17 protein-coding genes and 1 tRNA gene are annotated in these 16929 nt (G+C 67.0%); 15 read left to right on the forward strand and 3 right to left on the reverse strand.

The genetic code is table 11. From position 1 onward, the window contains the following. Positions 1-34: 34 nt before the first annotated feature. Positions 35-514: a DUF2846 domain-containing protein gene (locus N7L95_RS23175; RefSeq protein WP_301257604.1), complete on the reverse strand. Its 480-nt coding sequence runs from the start codon at positions 512-514 to the stop codon at positions 35-37. 297 nt (positions 515-811) lie between these two features. After that, positions 812-1102 carry a hypothetical protein gene (locus N7L95_RS23180; protein ID WP_301257605.1) on the reverse strand — a complete coding sequence of 97 codons (291 nt, stop codon included), beginning with the start codon at positions 1100-1102 and terminating at the stop codon, positions 812-814. A gap of 197 nt (positions 1103-1299) precedes the next feature. On the opposite strand from N7L95_RS23180, the gene tsaD reads away from it, so the two are divergent. Further along, positions 1300-2331: a tRNA (adenosine(37)-N6)-threonylcarbamoyltransferase complex transferase subunit TsaD gene (gene tsaD, locus N7L95_RS23185; RefSeq protein ID WP_301257606.1), complete on the forward strand. Its 1032-nt coding sequence runs from the start codon at positions 1300-1302 to the stop codon at positions 2329-2331. Positions 2332-2470: 139 nt separating this feature from the next. On the opposite strand, the gene N7L95_RS23190 is transcribed toward tsaD, so the two are convergent. Beyond that, positions 2471-2938 (reverse strand): Hsp20/alpha crystallin family protein, encoded by a 468-nt coding sequence (locus N7L95_RS23190; protein WP_301257607.1) that lies wholly within the window; start codon positions 2936-2938, stop codon positions 2471-2473. Between the two features lie 143 nt (positions 2939-3081). Here N7L95_RS23190 and N7L95_RS23195 point away from each other — a divergent pair, with 143 nt between their 5' ends. From N7L95_RS23195 to nuoG, 14 genes are all read left to right on the forward strand, one after another. Continuing rightward, on the forward strand, positions 3082-4338 hold the full coding sequence (locus tag N7L95_RS23195) for a branched-chain amino acid ABC transporter substrate-binding protein (RefSeq protein WP_301257608.1): 1257 nt from the start codon (positions 3082-3084) through the stop codon (positions 4336-4338). A 240-nt stretch (positions 4339-4578) separates the two neighbouring features. Continuing rightward, positions 4579-4848: a 30S ribosomal protein S15 gene (gene rpsO / locus N7L95_RS23200; protein WP_301257609.1), complete on the forward strand. Its 270-nt coding sequence runs from the start codon at positions 4579-4581 to the stop codon at positions 4846-4848. Positions 4849-5049: 201 nt separating this feature from the next. After that, entirely contained in the window at positions 5050-7188 is a 2139-nt protein-coding gene (pnp, locus tag N7L95_RS23205) for a polyribonucleotide nucleotidyltransferase (RefSeq protein WP_301257610.1), read from the forward strand. A 99-nt stretch (positions 7189-7287) separates the two neighbouring features. Continuing rightward, complete coding sequence (locus tag N7L95_RS23210; RefSeq protein ID WP_301257611.1) at positions 7288-8274, forward strand: NAD(P)H-quinone oxidoreductase; 987 nt, start codon at positions 7288-7290, stop codon at positions 8272-8274. Positions 8275-8317: 43 nt separating this feature from the next. Beyond that, a complete protein-coding gene (tpiA, locus tag N7L95_RS23215; RefSeq protein ID WP_301257612.1) occupies positions 8318-9058 on the forward strand; it encodes a triose-phosphate isomerase in 741 nt (246 codons plus the stop codon). A 34-nt stretch (positions 9059-9092) separates the two neighbouring features. Continuing rightward, positions 9093-9569 (forward strand): preprotein translocase subunit SecG, encoded by a 477-nt coding sequence (secG, locus tag N7L95_RS23220; protein WP_301257613.1) that lies wholly within the window; start codon positions 9093-9095, stop codon positions 9567-9569. Between the two features lie 168 nt (positions 9570-9737). Next, positions 9738-9822 (forward strand) — tRNA-Leu (locus N7L95_RS23225). 216 nt (positions 9823-10038) lie between these two features. After that, the gene (locus N7L95_RS23230; RefSeq protein WP_301257614.1) at positions 10039-10398 is read left to right on the forward strand and encodes an NADH-quinone oxidoreductase subunit A; all 360 of its coding nucleotides are present in this window, start codon (positions 10039-10041) and stop codon (positions 10396-10398) included. A gap of 14 nt (positions 10399-10412) precedes the next feature. After that, positions 10413-10889 carry a NuoB/complex I 20 kDa subunit family protein gene (locus tag N7L95_RS23235; protein WP_301257615.1) on the forward strand — a complete coding sequence of 159 codons (477 nt, stop codon included), beginning with the start codon at positions 10413-10415 and terminating at the stop codon, positions 10887-10889. A gap of 12 nt (positions 10890-10901) precedes the next feature. After that, a complete protein-coding gene (locus tag N7L95_RS23240; protein ID WP_301257616.1) occupies positions 10902-11501 on the forward strand; it encodes an NADH-quinone oxidoreductase subunit C in 600 nt (199 codons plus the stop codon). A 15-nt stretch (positions 11502-11516) separates the two neighbouring features. Continuing rightward, positions 11517-12770 (forward strand): NADH-quinone oxidoreductase subunit D, encoded by a 1254-nt coding sequence (locus tag N7L95_RS23245; protein ID WP_301257618.1) that lies wholly within the window; start codon positions 11517-11519, stop codon positions 12768-12770. Beyond that, on the forward strand, positions 12767-13264 hold the full coding sequence (gene nuoE / locus N7L95_RS23250) for an NADH-quinone oxidoreductase subunit NuoE (RefSeq protein WP_301257619.1): 498 nt from the start codon (positions 12767-12769) through the stop codon (positions 13262-13264). The genes N7L95_RS23245 and nuoE overlap by 4 nt, the downstream gene beginning before the upstream one ends. Then, positions 13264-14595, forward strand: coding sequence for an NADH-quinone oxidoreductase subunit NuoF (gene nuoF, locus N7L95_RS23255; RefSeq protein ID WP_301257620.1), 1332 nt, complete (start codon positions 13264-13266; stop codon positions 14593-14595). Before nuoE ends, nuoF begins: the two co-directional genes overlap by 1 nt. A 14-nt stretch (positions 14596-14609) precedes the next feature. Then, positions 14610-16925 carry an NADH-quinone oxidoreductase subunit NuoG gene (gene nuoG, locus N7L95_RS23260; RefSeq protein ID WP_301257621.1) on the forward strand — a complete coding sequence of 772 codons (2316 nt, stop codon included), beginning with the start codon at positions 14610-14612 and terminating at the stop codon, positions 16923-16925. Positions 16926-16929: the final 4 nt, after the last annotated feature.

Below are 16929 nucleotides of genomic sequence, written 5' to 3' on the forward strand. Positions count from 1 at the left end.
GCCGCCCGCAGTCGCTGCAAGCGGCTCGCGCGCATCACTTGTCGGTCTTGTGAATCGTGCCGAGCGTCAGGGTCTTGACATGGTACTTACCTTGGTAGTCCGGCAGTGCGAAGAGGTTGTTGCGCGCCATCACGATACCCATCGCGGGTTCCTGTTGCAGGAAGATGATGTCACCCGCGTTTGCGGTGACTTCCGCCTCGGCCCAGTTCTCCGCCTTCGAGTAGATGCGGTGCGTGCCCGGCTTCAGATTGAAGTAGATGAACTGGGAGCCACGGGTGTATCCCATCTCCGAGTCGGTCTCCTGATCGTCCACGAAGACGTTGAAGCGGATCAGCGTGCCGAGGCCCGAAGGGCGCACGACGTAGACGATCGCCTGGCCTTCCTGCGGCAGCTTGGGCAGCTGGTACGAAGCGACTTCCGCCTTCATCACCTCGGGTGCCGGCAGAGTGGCACACCCGGACAGAACAGCGATGGTGACTGCGGCAAGCGCCGCTTTGATGGCTCCAACTCTCATTTCGATACTCCGACTCTCGTTGACGGCCCGGCGGGCTGTCGCTACAAGGAGGTGGAGTTTTTCATTGGTAAGTATTTGTATCAATCCCTCGCCTTGGTGTGAAAGGGAGGCGACAAGACGCGGTGATGGAGGCTGCAACGCGACATGCCTCACGGGCGTTCGCGTGGATCTGTGCTAAGCGATCCAGTGTCGCTTCATGCCGGCTGGGCTGAGAGTGCCATCCGCACCGAGACCGGTATGGCGTGGTAGCCAGCGGCCCACGCCGGCGAAGGGCGAGATCGATGCTGCGACGCTGGCTCAGCTGCGGCGCGGCATTTGGCACTTGAACGTTCGCTTGAGCCAGTCCAGCGAACGGCTGGCCAGGGTGAGAAGCAGGGGGGCCATCACGCGTTCCCGCTCCATCAGCACGCCGCGGTTGCCCAACTGCAACAGGAAGGCCTTCACCGAGTCCTTGCCCAGCCCGCTGGCGCGCACCAGCTGCGCCAGCGGCACGAAGCCGTGCGACATCTGGTGCAGCATGCGCTGGTAAGCCGTGCGCTGGTAAGCGCTCGGCAACTCGGGCCAGCCGGACAGTTTGTATTCCTTCATGGTCCCTGGGCTCTCTGGTCGGGAAGGCACTGTGCACAGTGCGACGGGGGGCGAGACTAACTTGCCGGTCCGGCACCCTAAGTGACATTCCTCACATCAGACGCGGATCGCGCGTGTCCAGGCGTGACAAAAGGCTGCGAAAGGATGGTCGAGGAGCGCCGGCGAATGACTTTGTCGCTGCCGCTACACTTTGTCCCATGTTGGTGATCGGGATTGAATCGTCTTGCGACGAAACCGGCGTAGCGCTGGTACAGAACGTCGGCTCTGCCGTGCCTCGCCTGCTGTCGCATGCCCTGCACAGCCAGATCGAGATGCACCAGGCCTATGGAGGGGTGGTGCCCGAGCTCGCCTCACGCGACCACATCCGGCGGGTGCTGCCGCTGGCGCGGCAGGTCTTGCAGGACAGCGGGCGCAGCCTGGCGGAGGTCGACGTGGTGGCCTACACGCGTGGCCCGGGCCTGGCGGGCGCGCTGCTTGTCGGCGCGGGGGCAGCCTGTGCGCTGGGTGCCGCCCTGGGCAAGCCGGTGCTGGGAGTGCACCATTTGGAAGGGCATCTGTTGTCGCCCTTCCTGTCGACGGATCCGCCGGAGTTTCCCTTCGTGGCCCTGCTCGTCTCTGGAGGGCACACGCAGCTGATGCGGGTGGATGGCGTGGGGCAATACGAACTGCTCGGCGAGACGATCGACGATGCCGCCGGCGAGGCCTTCGACAAATCGGCCAAGCTGTTGGGCCTCGGCTATCCGGGCGGCCCTCAGCTGGCGCGCCTGGCCGAGTTCGGGGACCCGGCCGCCTTCGAGCTGCCGCGGCCCCTGCTGCACAGTGGCAACCTCGATTTTTCCTTCGCGGGCCTGAAGACGGCCGTCTGGACCCAGGTGCGCAAGCTCGGCAGCAACGTGTGTGAGCAGGACCGGGCTCATCTGGCTGCCTCGACCCAGGCCGCCATCGTCGAGGTGTTGCTGAAGAAGTCGCTCAAGGCGCTCAAGCAGACCGGACTCAAGCGTCTGGTGGTGGCGGGTGGTGTCGGCGCCAACCGGTCCCTGCGCAGCCAGCTCGACGAGGCCTGCCGTCGTCGTGGCGTGCGGGTGCACTATCCGGAGCTGGCCCTGTGCACCGACAACGGCGCGATGATCGCGCTGGCCGGCGCCATGCGGCTGCAGGCCGGCCGCGCCCAGGCCCGCTGCGACTACGCCTTCGACGTCAAGCCCCGCTGGGACCTCGCCTCGGTCTGACTGCGGCGTGCATCGGGACAAGGGGTGCTTTCAGGGGCGCCTCTCGCCACGCCGCCCGGCGGCTCCGGGTTCGACGCGGCCGCACCAGGGCCGCAACGCCATCAGCCTGGCGTCCCGATGCGGCTCAGTTCACGCGGGCTCAGTTCACCCGGATCTGCACGCGCTGGGCGGCGGCCTGCTTCGGCAGCGTCAACCTCAGCACGCCGTTGTCGAAGCGGGCCTGGGCCCCGGCCTGGTCCACCGCCGCCGGCAGGGTGAAGCTGCGCGCATAGCGGGCGGGTGCGCGCTCGCGGTAGAGCATGCGCGGTGCCTCGGCGTCCGGCGCAGCGGAGGCCGCCTTGGCCTCCGCCAGCAGCTGTACGCGGCGGCCTTCCACCGACAGCTGGATGTCTTCGCGCGTCACGCCAGGCAGGTCGGCGGTGACGAGATAGGCGGTGGCGGTCTCCACGATGTCGAGCGCCGGCGCGCGACTCGCTTCGGCGCGGTGCTCTTCGGTCGCCTGGCCGCGGGCTTGCAAGCCGTCGTGCAGCAGGCGGTCGACGGCACGCAGCACATCGGGGCGCAGGGCGGTGCTGCGGGCGGTACGGGCAATGGGCATCACGAACATCGGAACTCCTACAATCGTTGCGGTCGCTGCGCAGTCTGCAGCCCCATGCCGCAGGAATTGAGTGCGGCTTTTTTCTTTTCAAGATGCGCACTTCCTTCCATCCTGCTGTCCTCTCCACACGCGGCGTGCAAAGTGCACGCCGCATGGTCGCTGTGCTCGCTGCGGCCCTGCTCGGCACGGCGGCCTGCGCCCAGGCGCCGGCGCCGACCATCAAGCTGGCCCTGGTCGAAGGCCTGTCCGGCAGCTTCGCGAACGCCGGCGAGGCGGTGCACCGCAACATCGCCTGGGCGGTGGAGCGGGTCAACGCCCGCGGCGGCGTGAAGCTGCCCGGCGGCGCCCGCAAGCTGGAGCTGCTGCGGCTCGACAGCAAGGGCAACACCGAGGAAGCCTTGTCGATGTTCCGCGCGGCGGTGGACCAGGGCGCCGGCTTTGTCCTGCAGGGCAACAGCTCGGCCACTGCCGCGGCACTGCTCGACGCGGTCAACAAGCACAACCAGCGCGAGCCACAGCGCCAGGCGCTGTTCCTGAACTACTCCGCGGTGGACCCGGCGTTGACCAACGAGAAATGCAGCTTCTGGCATTTCCGCTTCGACGCCCATGCCGACATGCGACTGGCAGCGCTGATGGATGTGCTGGCGGCCGACCGTGGCGTGCATCGCGTCTACCTGATCGGCCAGGACTACAGCTTCGGCCAGCATGTGGTGCGCAAGAGCCGCGAGATGCTGGCGGCCCGCCGCCCCGACATCGAGGTGGTGGGGCAGGAGCTGCACCCGCTGGGCCGCATCAAGGACTTCCTGCCCTATGCCGCCAAGATGAAGGCGGCCGGCGCGCAAGCCGTGGTCACCGGCAACTGGGGCAACGACCTGACGCTGCTGATCCGCGCGGCGCGCGAGGCGGGCCTCGATGCGAAGTTCTATACCTTCTACGGCAATGCCCTCGGTGCGCCGGCGGCCATCGGCGATGCCGGGGTCGGCAAGGTCCTGGCGGTGGCCGAGTGGCATCCCAATGTCGGCACGCCCAGCTCCGACGCCTTCTATGCCAGCTTCCGCCAGCGTTTCCCGCAACCGGCCGACGACTATGTGCACGCGCGCATGCAGGCCATGGTGGAGCTGCTGGTGCAGTCCATGCAGAAGGCCGGCAGTGCCGAGCCGGCCAAGGTGGCCCGCGCGATGGAGGGGGCCGCCTACGACGGTCGCAGCCTGGGCGGCTTCCATGCCGGGCGCATGCGGGCGGCCGACCATCAGTTCATCCAGCCGCTCTACGTCAGCCAGATGCAGCGCGCCGGCGGCGACGGCGCGCGCTTCGACAACGAAGGCTCCGGCTACGGCTTCAAGACCATGCGCTATCTCACGCCGGAGGCCACCGAGCAGCCCACCAGCTGCCGCATGACGCGGCCGTGACGCAGCGGGCTGCGCCGCCGGTGCCACGCTGGTGGGCAAGCGGTCCACGGCTTGCCGTATAATCCCGGCTTCCTGCCCGAAGGCTGCCCGTTCAGGGGAGTGCCTGCCTGGTGCCTCAAGGCCCGGGCCGGCCAGGCAGGAAACGCACGGCGCGAGTTGGTTTCACCCGCGACCGCAAGTGAAAACGAAACCGCAGGCTCTGTTCCGGGCAGCGGTTTCCATTCAAGGAATCGAGTAAAAATGTCCGTTGCAGAAATGAACAAGGCCGACATCATCAAGGCCAACGCCCGTGGCGCTGCCGACACCGGCTCTCCCGAAGTGCAGGTCGCTCTGCTGACCGCCCGCATCAACGAGCTGACCCCCCACTTCAAGCTGCATGCCAAGGATCACCATGGCCGCCGCGGCCTGCTGAAGATGGTGAACCGTCGCAAGCGCCTGCTGGCTTACCTGAAGGGTAAGGACGCCGACCGCTACACCGCGCTGATCCAGAAGCTGGGCCTGCGCAAGTAAGCTGCCGACAATGAAAGAGAGCCTGTCTGGGATTGCCAGTACAGGCTCTTTGTTTTTGGAGCCGTGCCGACGTAAAGCGTTGCTGTGTCATTCCAGGGGGGTTGCCGCACCGGCAGTCCCGCTGGAATGGCATCCGCGCTACGGCGGGCGACTCCAGGCCAAATGCGCTGCCACAACGCGCAAGTATCACTGGAGACACTCATGAGCAGTCTGTTCAACAAAGTCACGAAGACCTTCCAATGGGGCCAGAACACGGTCCGCATGGAAACCGGCGAAATCGCTCGCCAGGCCACCGGCGCAGTGCTGGTGGACATCGACGACACCGTGGTGCTGGCCACCGTCGTCGCCGCCAAGAACCCGAAGCCGGGCCAGGACTTCTTCCCGCTGACGGTCGACTACATCGAGAAGACCTATGCCGCCGGCAAGATCCCGGGCAGCTTCTTCAAGCGTGAAGGCCGCCCCAGCGAGCTGGAAACCCTGACCTCGCGCCTGATCGACCGTCCGATCCGCCCGCTGTTTCCCGAAGGCTTCTTCAACGAAGTGCAGCTCGTCATCCACGTGCTGTCGCTGAACCCCGAGGTCGATGCCGACATCGCCGCCATGATCGCCAGCAGCGCTGCGCTGTCGATCTCCGGCATCCCGTTCAATGGCCCCATCGGCGCCGCGCGAGTGGGCTACATCAACGGCGAGTACGTGCTCAACCCGAGCAAGACGCAGCAGACCACCTCGCGCATGGACCTGGTGGTGGCCGGCACCGAAGCCGCCGTGCTGATGGTCGAGTCCGAAGCCGACCAGCTGCCGGAGGACGTCATGCTGGGCGCCGTGGTGTTCGGCCACGAGCAGGGCAAGATCGCCATCAACGCCATCCATGAGCTGGTGCGCGAAGCCGGCAAGCCCGAGTGGGACTGGCAGCCCCCGGCGAAGGACGAAGCCTTCATCGCCAAGGTGAATGGCCTGGCCGAAGAGAAGCTGCGCGCCGCCTACCAAATCCGCTCCAAGCAGGCCCGCACCCAGGCCACCCGCGACGCCTATGCCGCGGTGAAGGAAGCGCTGAAGGCCGAAGGCGCCGAGTTCGACGAAGTGAAGGTCGAGGGCCTGCTGTTCGAGATCGAGGCCCGCATCGTGCGCAGCCAGATCCTGGCGGGCGAGCCGCGCATCGACGGCCGTGACACCCGCACCGTGCGCCCGATCGAGATCCGCACCGGCGTGCTGCCTCGCACCCATGGCTCGGCCCTGTTCACCCGCGGTGAAACGCAGGCGGTGGTGGTGGCCACGCTCGGTACCGAGCGCGACGCCCAGATCATCGATGCGCTGAGCGGCGAGTTCACCGACCGCTTCATGCTGCACTACAACATGCCTCCGTTCGCCACCGGCGAGACCGGTCGCGTCGGCAGCCCCAAGCGCCGCGAGATCGGCCACGGCCGCCTGGCCAAGCGGGCGCTGATCCCGGTGCTGCCGTCCAAGGACGACTTCGCCTACGCGATCCGCGTGGTGTCGGAGATCACCGAGTCCAATGGCTCGTCGTCGATGGCCTCGGTCTGCGGCGGCTGCCTGTCGCTGCTGGACGCGGGCGTGCCGCTGAAGGCGCATGTGGCGGGCATCGCCATGGGCCTGATCAAGGAAGGCAACCGCTTCGCGGTGCTGACCGACATCCTGGGCGATGAGGATCACCTCGGCGACATGGACTTCAAGGTGGCCGGCTCCACCACCGGCGTGACGGCCCTGCAGATGGACATCAAGATCCAGGGCATCACCAAGGAGATCATGCAGGTCGCGCTGGCCCAGGCCAAGGAAGCCCGCCTGCACATCCTCGGCAAGATGGTCGAGGCGATGGGCGGTGCCAAGACCGAGGTCTCGCAGTTCGCGCCCCGCCTGTACACGCTGAAGATCAACCCCGAGAAGATCCGCGACGTCATCGGCAAGGGCGGCGCGACCATCCGCGGCCTGCAGGATGAAACCGGTGCCCAGATCAGCATCGAGGACGACGGCACCGTGACCATCGCCTCCACCGACACCGAGATGGCCGAGCTGGCCCGCAAGCGGATCGAGGAGATCACCGCCGAGGTCGAGGTGGGCAAGGTCTACGAAGGCCCGGTCACCAAGATCCTGGACGGCATCGGTGCGCTGGTGAACCTGCTGCCGGGCAAGGATGGCCTGGTGCACATCAGCCAGATCGCCCATGAGCGCGTCAACCGCGTGCAGGACTACCTCGAAGTCGGCCAGATCGTGAAGGTCAAGGTGCTGGAGACCGACGAGAAGGGCCGCGTCAAGCTGTCGCGCAAGGTGCTGATCGACCGCAACGAAGGCGGCGACCAGCAACAACAGCAACAGCAGCAATAAGGCTGCGCCCGCGGGCGTGCCCGCCGGCCCGGTCTGCGGACTGGCGGCGGGCGCGCCTTCTTCCTCTTGCCTGCGTTTCCACGCTGGGGGACTCCTGCCATGCAAGCCATCGAGATTGCCGAACACGGCGCGCCGGAGGTGCTGCGCGCCTGCCAGCGGCCGGACCCGGTCGCCGGCGCCGGCGACGTGCTGATTCGCGTGCGCGCCTCGGGCGTGAACCGGCCGGACGTGCTGCAGCGCAAGGGCCACTATCCGGTGCCGCCCGGCGCCAGTGACCTCCCGGGCCTGGAAGTGGCCGGCGAAATCGTTGGCGGCGACCCCCAGGCGATGGCCGAGGCCGGCTTCCGGCCCGGCGACCGCGTCTGTGCGCTGGTGCAGGGCGGTGGCTATGCCGAGTTGTGCGTGGCGCCGGTGGCGCAATGCCTGCCGGTGCCCGAAGGCTGGACCGATGTGGAGGCGGCCGGCCTGCCGGAGACCTTCTTCACCGTCTGGTCCAACGTGTTCCAGCGCGGCCGCCTGGCGGCCGGCGAGACGCTGCTGGTGCAGGGCGGCACCAGCGGCATCGGCGTCACCGCCATCCAGCTGGGCAAGGCCTTCGGCGCGACGGTGCTGGCAACGGCCGGCAGCGACGAGAAGGTGGCGGCCTGCCTGAAGCTGGGGGCCGACCATGCCATCAACTACCGCAGCCAGGACTTCGCGGCCGAAACCAAGCGGCTGACGCAGGGCCGCGGCGCGGACGTGATTCTCGACATGGTGGCCGGCGACTACCTGCCGCGCGAGATCGACTGCCTGGCCGACGACGGCCGCCTGGTGATCATCGCGCTGCAGGGGGGCAGCAAGGCCGAGCTCGACCTCTCGGCGCTGATGCGCCGCCGCCTCACGGTCACCGGCTCGACCCTGCGTCCCCGGCCGGTGGCGTTCAAGGCGGTCATCGCGCGCGAGTTGCGCGAGCGGGTGTGGCCGCTGCTGGCAGAGCGTCGCATCACGCCGGTGGTGTTTCGCACCTTCGCACCTGCACAGGCGGCAGAAGCGCATGCCTTGATGGAGTCGAACCAGCACATCGGCAAGCTGATGCTGGTCTGGTGAACCTTAGAATATTGGGCTTTTTGAGCGGGAACGGAGCAAAGAGATGCGTCGGAAACTGGTCGTAGGCAACTGGAAGATGCACGGCACGCTGGCGAGCAATGCCGAGCTGCTGGCGGGCCTGCGCGCGGCAGAGCCATTCGTGTGCGAGGCCGCGGTGTGCGCGCCGTTCCCCTACCTGGCGTCGTGCGTGCTGGCGCTGCAGGGCAGCCACATCGCCCTGGGCGCACAGGACTGCTCCGCGCATGAGCAGGGTGCCTACACCGGCGAAGTCTCGGTCGCCATGCTGGCCGACATCGGCTGCCGCTATGTCATCGTCGGCCATTCCGAGCGCCGCGCCTACCACGGCGAGACCGACCAGCTGGTGGCCGACAAGGCCAAGGCCGTGGTTGCCAAAGGCCTGGTGCCCATCGTCTGCGTGGGCGAGACGCTGGCCGAGCGCGAAGCGGGTCACACCGCCGAGGTCGTCAAGCGCCAGCTGTCGGCGGTGATCCACACGCTGGGCCACTGCATGCCGCAGGCCGTGGTGGCCTACGAGCCGGTCTGGGCCATTGGCACCGGCAAGACCGCTTCCCCCGAGCAGGCGCAGGAGGTGCACGCGCTGCTGCGTGCCCAGCTGCGCGCCGCGACCTCGCATGCCGACCAGATGCGCCTGCTGTATGGCGGCAGCGTCAAAGCCGACAACGCGGCCAGCCTGTTCGCCCAAGCCGACATCGATGGCGGCCTGATCGGCGGCGCGTCCTTGAAGGCCGCCGACTTCACCGCCATCTGCCGCGCCGCACTCTGATCCGCGGGCCGGCCACTTTCCTGGAGAACCTTAGATGCAGATTCTGACCACCGTCATCCTCGTCGTGCAGTTGCTGTCGGCGCTGGCCATGATCGGCCTCGTGCTGGTGCAGCACGGCAAGGGCGCGGACATGGGCGCTTCCTTCGGCAGCGGCGCCTCCGGCAGCCTGTTCGGCGCCACCGGCAGTGCCAACTTCCTGTCGCGCACGACCGCCGTCTGTGCCTCGCTGTTTTTTGTCTGCACGCTGGGCCTGGCCTACCTGTCGACCTCGCGTCCGGTGAGCAGCAACAGCGAAACGGTGCTGGACCGCGCGATCCCGACTGCGCCGGCGGCCTCCGGTCCCGCGGGCATTCCTGGTGCGGCGCAGATCCCGGGCAATGCGGCGTCCGCAGCAGCGGTGCCGGCCACGCCGGCCGCCAGTGCAGCCGCAGCGGCAAGTGCTCCGGCAGCAGCGGTGCCGGCGCCTGCCGCCACTCCGGCATCGGGTGGGGGCCAGATTCCGACGAAATAACTTCATCGAAGCAGCCCGCTCCATTGAGAACGCGCTGCTTTAGGGTTAGAATGCGAGGCTGTTCGGTGAGCTACTCCTCTTGCAAATCGAACACCTTTGCCGGCCAGGCCTCCCGCCGATTCTTGAGATGTTCATGAATCTACAATGCGGGTACTCCCTGGTTTGCAGGCCGACGTGGTGAAATTGGTAGACACGCTATCTTGAGGGGGTAGTGGCGAAAGCTGTGCGAGTTCGAGTCTCGCCGTCGGCACCAAAAATTCAATCGGTGTGGTTCTGATCCGGTGCCGCACCGGGCGCCCTGGAAGTTATCTGATAAGGGCAACTCAGGGAAAAGTGGGCGTGCTGAGCAGCGGTGTTGCCGCTGGGGACAGCGCGCCTTATTTTTGCCGAAATGTTCTACGAGCCGGATCTCTGAAGACTTTTCGCGCAGCCAATCTCTGAACCAGCGAGCCACGCGTCCAAGATCATCATGAGTCTCGACCAGTACCTCCCTGTCATCCTGTTCATCCTGGTCGGCATTGCGGTGGGCGTCGCTCCCCAAGTGCTCGGCTTCCTGCTCGGGCCGCGCAAGCCCGACGCGGCCAAGAATTCCCCCTACGAGTGCGGCTTCGAAGCCTTCGAGGATGCACGCATGAAGTTCGATGTCCGCTACTACCTGGTGGCCATCCTCTTCATCCTGTTCGACCTCGAGATCGCCTTCCTCTTCCCGTGGGCGGTGTCGCTGCGCGAGATCGGCCCGGCCGGCTTCTGGGCCATCATGATTTTCCTGGGCATCCTGGTCGTGGGCTTCGTCTACGAGTGGAAGAAGGGCGCCCTGGACTGGGAATGACGAGGTAAATCCCGATGAGTATCGAAGGCGTTCTCAAGGAAGGTTTCATCACCACGACGGCCGACAAGCTGATCAACTGGTCCAAGACCGGTTCGCTCTGGCCGATGACCTTCGGGCTGGCCTGCTGCGCGGTGGAGATGATGCATGCGGGCGCGGCCCGCTACGACATCGACCGCTTCGGCATGCTGTTCCGCCCCAGCCCGCGCCAGTCCGACCTGATGATCGTGGCCGGCACGCTGTGCAACAAGATGGCGCCGGCGCTGCGCAAGGTGTACGACCAGATGGCCGAGCCGCGCTGGGTGCTCTCGATGGGCTCCTGCGCCAACGGCGGCGGCTACTACCACTACAGCTATTCGGTCGTGCGTGGTTGCGACCGGATCGTTCCGGTCGACGTCTACGTGCCCGGCTGCCCCCCGACGGCCGAGGCGCTGCTCTACGGCATCCTGCAGCTGCAGAGCAAGATCCGCCGCGAAAACACGATTGCCCGCTAAGCCCTGCGCACCATGAGCAAGATCAACACCCTCCAGGAGCGCCTGCAGGCCGTGCTCGGCGCGCAGGTCAAGCGCATCGAGCAGGACCTGGGCGAGCTGACCCTGACGGTCGGCGCGGCCGACTACGTGGCCGTGGCCACGATGCTGCGCGACCATCCCGAGCTGCGCTTCGAGCAGCTGATCGACCTGTGCGGCCTGGACTACTCCAGCTACGGCGATGGCCGCTACGAAGGCCCGCGCTACTGCGTCGCGACCCACCTGCTGTCGATCACCCACAACTGGCGCCTGCGGCTGAAGGTCTTCTGCCCGGACGACGACCTGCCGGTGGTGGCTTCGGTCAACGAGATCTGGAATGCCGCCAACTGGTTCGAGCGCGAAGCCTTCGACCTGTTCGGCATCGTCTTCGACGGCCACCTCGACCTGCGCCGCCTGCTGACCGACTACGGCTTCATCGGCCATCCCTTCCGCAAGGACTTCCCGGTGACGGGCCATGTCGAGATGCGCTACGACGCCGAGCAAAAGCGCGTGATCTACCAGCCGGTGACCATCGAGCCGCGCGAGATCACCCCCCGCGTCATCCGCGAGGAAAACTACGGCGGCCTGCACCACTGAGCCAGAGGTAGATCCGTGGCAGAAATCAAGAACTACACCCTCAACTTCGGCCCCCAGCACCCCGCCGCGCACGGGGTGTTGCGCCTGGTGCTGGAACTCGATGGCGAAGTGATCCAGCGTGCCGACCCGCACATCGGCCTGCTGCACCGCGCCACCGAGAAGTTGGCCGAAAGCAAGACCTTCATCCAGTCGCTGCCCTACATGGACCGTCTCGACTACGTGTCCATGATGTGCAACGAGCACGCCTACTGCCTCGCCATCGAACGCATGATGGGCATCGAGGTGCCGGTGCGGGCGCAGTACATCCGCGTCATGTTCTCCGAGATCACCCGGCTGCTGAACCACCTGCTGTGGCTCGGTGCGCACGGGCTGGACTGCGGCGCGATGAACATGCTGATCTACTGCTTCCGCGAGCGCGAAGACCTGTTCGACATGTACGAGGCGGTCTCGGGTGCGCGCATGCATGCGGCCTATTTCCGTCCGGGCGGCGTCTACCGGGACCTGCCGGACACGATGCCGCAGTACAAGGTCTCGAAGATCAAGAACCAGAAGGCCATCGACAAGCTCAACGAGAACCGCCGGGGCTCGCTGCTGGACTTCATCGAGGACTTCACGCGGCGCTTCCCCAAGCATGTGGACGAGTACGAGACGCTGCTGACCGACAACCGCATCTGGAAGCAGCGCACGGTCGGCATCGGCGTGGTCTCGCCCGAGCGGGCGCTGAACCTGGGCTTCACCGGCCCGATGCTGCGCGGTTCGGGCATCGCCTGGGACCTGCGCAAGAAGCAGCCCTACGACGTCTACGACCGCCTGGATTTCGACATCCCGCTGGGCACCAACGGCGACTGCTATGACCGCTACGTGGTGCGCGTGGAAGAAATGCGCCAGTCCAACCGCATCATCCAGCAGTGCGTGGACTGGCTGCGCAAGAACCCGGGGCCGGTCATCACCGACAACCACAAGGTGGCCCCGCCTTCGCGCGTCGAGATGAAGTCGAGCATGGAGCAGCTGATCCACCACTTCAAGCTCTTCACCGAAGGCTTCCACGTGCCCGAGGGCGAGGCCTATGCCGCCGTCGAGCATCCCAAGGGCGAGTTCGGCATCTATCTGGTCAGCGACGGGGCCAACAAGCCCTACCGCCTGAAGATCCGGGCCCCCGGTTTTGCCCACCTGGCCGCGATGGACGAAATGTCGCGTGGCCACATGATCGCCGACGCCGTGGCCGTGATCGGCACCATGGACATCGTGTTCGGAGAGATTGATCGATGATCTCTGATGCCACCAAGGCGCGCTTTGCGCGCGAGGTCGCCAAGTACCCGGCGGACCAGAAGCAATCGGCCGTGATGGCCTGCCTGTCCATCGTGCAGCAGGAGCAGGGCTGGGTCTCCCCGGAGGCCGAGAAGGAAGTGGCCGACTACCTCGGCATGCCGGCCATCGCCGTGCACGAGGTGACCACCTTCTACAACATGTACAACCAGCGGCCGGTGGGCAAGTTCAAGCTCAACGTCTGCACCAACCTGCCCTGCCTGCTGCGCGACGGCAAGAACGCCGCCGAGTACCTGGCCAAGAAGCTCAATGTCGAGCTGGGCGGCACCACCGCCGACGGCCTGTTCTCGCTGCAGGAATGCGAATGCCTGGGCGCCTGCGCCGACGCGCCGGTGATGCTGGTCAACGACCGCCAGATGTGCAGCTTCATGACGCCCGAGCGCCTCGATGCGCTGGTCGATGAACTGGCTGCGGCCGCCAAGCAAGGGGTGAAGTGATGCTGGACCTCTCCAAGTTCCAGGCCACCGGCCGCGAGACCTGCTTCCACGACCGCCACATCCAGCCGCAGATCTATGCCGGGCTGGACGGCAGCAACTGGCGCCTGAAGGACTATGAGGCACGCGGCGGCTACCAGGCCCTGCGCAAGATCCTCACCGAGGGCCTGACGCCCGACCAGGTGATCGCCGAGGTCAAGGCCTCCGGCCTGCGCGGCCGCGGTGGCGCGGGCTTTCCCACCGGCCTGAAGTGGAGCTTCATGCCGCGGCAGTTCCCGGGCCAGAAGTACCTCGTCTGCAACTCCGACGAAGGCGAACCGGGCACTTGCAAGGACCGCGACATCCTGCGCTACAACCCGCACATCGTCATCGAAGGCATGGCCATCGCGGCCTACGCGATGGGCATTGCGGTGGGCTACAACTACATCCACGGCGAGATCTTCGAGGTCTACGAGCGCTTCGAGGCCGCCCTGGAAGAGGCGCGTGCCGCCGGCTTCCTCGGCAACAACATCATGGGCAGCGCCTTCAGCTTCCAGCTGCATGCGCACCATGGCTTCGGCGCCTACATCTGCGGCGAGGAAACCGCGCTGCTGGAGTCGCTCGAAGGCAAGAAGGGCCAGCCGCGCTTCAAGCCGCCGTTCCCGGCCAGCTTCGGCCTCTACGGCAAGCCGACCACGATCAACAACACCGAGACCTTCGCCGCGGTGCCCTGGATCATCCGCAACGGCGGTGACGCCTACCTGAAGATCGGCAAGCCGAACAACGGCGGCACCAAGATCTTCTCGGTGGTGGGCGACGTCGAGCGGCCCGGCAACTTCGAGATCCCGCTCGGCACCCCGTTCTCCACGCTGCTGGAGATGGCCGGCGGCGTGCGCAAGGGCCGCAAGCTGAAGGCGGTGATCCCGGGCGGGTCGTCCGCGCCGGTGCTGCCGGCCCACATCATGATGGACCTGACGATGGACTACGACGCCATCTCCAAGGCCGGCTCCATGCTGGGCTCGGGCGCGGTCATCGTGATGGACGACAGCCGCTGCATGGTCAAGTCGCTGCTGCGGCTGAGCTATTTCTACATGCACGAGTCCTGCGGCCAGTGCACGCCGTGCCGCGAGGGCACCGGCTGGCTCTGGCGCATGGTCGAGCGGGTCGAGAACGGCAAGGGCCGTCCGGAAGACCTGGACCTGCTGAACTCGGTGGCCGACAACATCCAGGGCCGCACCATCTGCGCGCTGGGTGATGCCGCCGCGATGCCGGTGCGCGCCATGCTCAAGCACTTCCGCGATGAGTTCGCCTACCACGTAGAGCACAAGACCTGCCAGGTCCCGGCCTACGTCTGAAGAACAGCCCCACCATGGTTGAAATCGAACTGGACGGCAAGAAGGTCGAGGTGCCCGAGGGCAGCATGGTCATGCATGCGGCCGAGAAGGCGGGCACCTACATTCCGCACTTCTGCTATCACAAGAAACTCTCGATCGCGGCCAACTGCCGCATGTGCCTGGTCGACGTCGAGAAGGCGCCCAAGCCGATGCCGGCCTGCGCCACCCCGGTGACGCAAGGCATGATCGTGCGCACCAAGAGCGACAAGGCGGTGAAGGCGCAGCAGGGCGTGATGGAGTTCCTGCTCATCAACCACCCGCTCGACTGCCCCATCTGCGACCAGGGCGGCGAATGCCAGCTGCAGGACCTGGCGGTGGGCTACGGCGGCTCCTCCTCGCGCTACACCGAGGAAAAGCGGGTGGTGCTGGCCAAGGAAGTCAGCCCGGTCGTCTCGCTGGCCGAGATGTCGCGCTGCATCCACTGCACCCGCTGCGTGCGCTTCGGCCAGGAAGTGGCCGGCGTGATGGAGCTGGGCATGGTGCACCGGGGCGAGCATTCCGAGATCACCACCTTCGTGGGCGCGACGATCGACTCCGAGCTGTCGGGCAACATGATCGACCTGTGCCCGGTCGGCGCCATCACCAGCAAGCCGTTCCGCTACACCGCCCGGACCTGGGAGCTGTCGCGCCGCAAGTCGGTCAGCCCGCATGACTCCACCGGTGCCAACCTGATCGTGCAGGTCAAGGGCAGCAAGGTGATGCGCGTGCTGCCGCTGGAAAACGAAGACGTCAACGAGTGCTGGATCGCCGACCGCGACCGCTTCTCGTACGAGGCCCTCAACAGCGACGAGCGCCTGACCACGCCCATGCTGAAGCAGGGCGGCCAGTGGAAGGCGGTGGACTGGCCCACCGCGCTCGAATACGTGGCCAACGGCCTGAAGGTCATCAAGGCCGAGCACGGCCCGCAGGCCATCGGCGCGCTGAGCACCGCCCACAGCACGGTGGAAGAGCTGCACCTGCTGGCCAAGCTGGTGCGCGGCCTGGGTAGTGAGAACGTCGACCATCGCCTGCGCCATGCCGATTTCCGCCATGGCGGTTCGGCCCGCTGGCTGGGCCTGCCGATCGCGGCACTGTCGAAGCTGCAGTCCGCCCTGGTGGTGGGCTCCTTCCTGCGCAAGGACCATCCGCTGTTCGCGCAACGCCTGCGCCAGGCCGTGCGCCACGGCGCGCAGGTCCACAGCCTGCACGCGGTGCAGGACGACTGGCTGATGAAGCTCGCCAGCCAGACGACGCTGGCGCCCAGCGCCTGGCCGCAGGCGCTGGCCGACATCGCGGCCGCCGTGGCGACCGAGCGAGGCGTGTCCGCGCCGGCGTCCGGCGAGGCGACCGACGCCGCCAAGGCGGTGGCCGCTTCCCTGCTGGCCGGCGAGCGCAAGGCCGTGCTGCTGGGCAATGCCGCCGCGCAGCATCCGCAGGCCGACACCCTGCTGGCGCTGGCCAGCTGGATCGGTGAGCAGACCGGTGCCTCGGTCGGCTTCCTGGGCGAAGCGGCCAACAGCGTCGGCGCCCAGCTGGCCGGCGCGCTGCCGGGACAGGGCGGCCTCGACGCCGGCCAGATGCTGGCACAGCCGTTGAAGGCCTACCTGCTGCTGAACGTCGAGCCCGAGCTGGACGCGGCCAACGCCGCCCAGGCGATGGCAACGATGCAAGGCGCCGAGATGGTGGTGGCGATGACGGCCTTCCGCACTGCCGCGGTGGAGTATGCCGACGTGCTGTTGCCGATCGCGCCGTTCTCCGAGACCTCGGGCACCTTCGTCAATGCCGAGGGCCGGGCGCAGAGCTTCTACGGCGTGGTCAAGCCTGCCGGCGAGACCCGGCCGGCCTGGAAGGTGCTGCGGGTGCTGGGCAACACGCTGGGCCTGCCGGGCTTCGAGTACGAAAGCTCCGAAGACGTCCGCACGGCGGCGCTCGGCGACATCGAGCAACTGCCTCAGCGCCTGGGCAACCGCAGCGCCGCGGCGCCGGCTGTCGTGGCTGCTTCCGCGCAGGGCCTGGAGCGCATTGCCCAGGTGCCGATCTATTCGTCTGACGCCCTGGTGCGCCGGGCCCACTCCCTGCAGCTGACGGCCGATGCCGCACCGCCGGTGGCCGGCCTGCCGGCCGCGCTGTTCGAGCAGCTGGGCCTGAAGAACGGCGATGCGGTGCGGGTCAGCCAGGGGGCTGCCTCGGTGGTGCTGCCGGCCCGCCTGGAGCTGGGGCTGCCTGCCAATTGCGTGCGCGTGCCGGCCGGCCACCCGGCCACCGCGACGCTGGGCGCGATGTTCGGCGAGATCGCCGTGGCCCGGGCCTGATGCG

This window comes from Eleftheria terrae (assembly GCF_030419005.1).
Classification (GTDB): Bacteria; Pseudomonadota; Gammaproteobacteria; order Burkholderiales; family Burkholderiaceae_C; genus Caldimonas; species Caldimonas terrae.

Excerpts from the sequence above, each read along its gene's own strand:
- secG (WP_301257613.1), top strand. The coding sequence starts at position 9,093 with ATGCAGATTCTGACCACCGTCATCCTCGTCGTGCAGTTGCTGTCGGCG.
- N7L95_RS23180 (WP_301257605.1), bottom strand. The coding sequence starts at position 1,102 with ATGAAGGAATACAAACTGTCCGGCTGGCCCGAGTTGCCGAGCGCTTAC.
- tsaD (WP_301257606.1), top strand. The coding sequence starts at position 1,300 with ATGTTGGTGATCGGGATTGAATCGTCTTGCGACGAAACCGGCGTAGCG.
- N7L95_RS23190 (WP_301257607.1), bottom strand. The coding sequence starts at position 2,938 with ATGTTCGTGATGCCCATTGCCCGTACCGCCCGCAGCACCGCCCTGCGC.
- nuoE (WP_301257619.1), top strand. The coding sequence starts at position 12,767 with ATGATCTCTGATGCCACCAAGGCGCGCTTTGCGCGCGAGGTCGCCAAG.
- tpiA (WP_301257612.1), top strand. The coding sequence starts at position 8,318 with ATGCGTCGGAAACTGGTCGTAGGCAACTGGAAGATGCACGGCACGCTG.
- N7L95_RS23210 (WP_301257611.1), top strand. The coding sequence starts at position 7,288 with ATGCAAGCCATCGAGATTGCCGAACACGGCGCGCCGGAGGTGCTGCGC.
- N7L95_RS23230 (WP_301257614.1), top strand. The coding sequence starts at position 10,039 with ATGAGTCTCGACCAGTACCTCCCTGTCATCCTGTTCATCCTGGTCGGC.
- nuoF (WP_301257620.1), top strand. The coding sequence starts at position 13,264 with ATGCTGGACCTCTCCAAGTTCCAGGCCACCGGCCGCGAGACCTGCTTC.
- pnp (WP_301257610.1), top strand. The coding sequence starts at position 5,050 with ATGAGCAGTCTGTTCAACAAAGTCACGAAGACCTTCCAATGGGGCCAG.
- N7L95_RS23195 (WP_301257608.1), top strand. The coding sequence starts at position 3,082 with ATGGTCGCTGTGCTCGCTGCGGCCCTGCTCGGCACGGCGGCCTGCGCC.
- nuoG (WP_301257621.1), top strand. The coding sequence starts at position 14,610 with ATGGTTGAAATCGAACTGGACGGCAAGAAGGTCGAGGTGCCCGAGGGC.
- N7L95_RS23240 (WP_301257616.1), top strand. The coding sequence starts at position 10,902 with ATGAGCAAGATCAACACCCTCCAGGAGCGCCTGCAGGCCGTGCTCGGC.
- N7L95_RS23235 (WP_301257615.1), top strand. The coding sequence starts at position 10,413 with ATGAGTATCGAAGGCGTTCTCAAGGAAGGTTTCATCACCACGACGGCC.
- rpsO (WP_301257609.1), top strand. The coding sequence starts at position 4,579 with ATGTCCGTTGCAGAAATGAACAAGGCCGACATCATCAAGGCCAACGCC.
- N7L95_RS23175 (WP_301257604.1), bottom strand. The coding sequence starts at position 514 with ATGAGAGTTGGAGCCATCAAAGCGGCGCTTGCCGCAGTCACCATCGCT.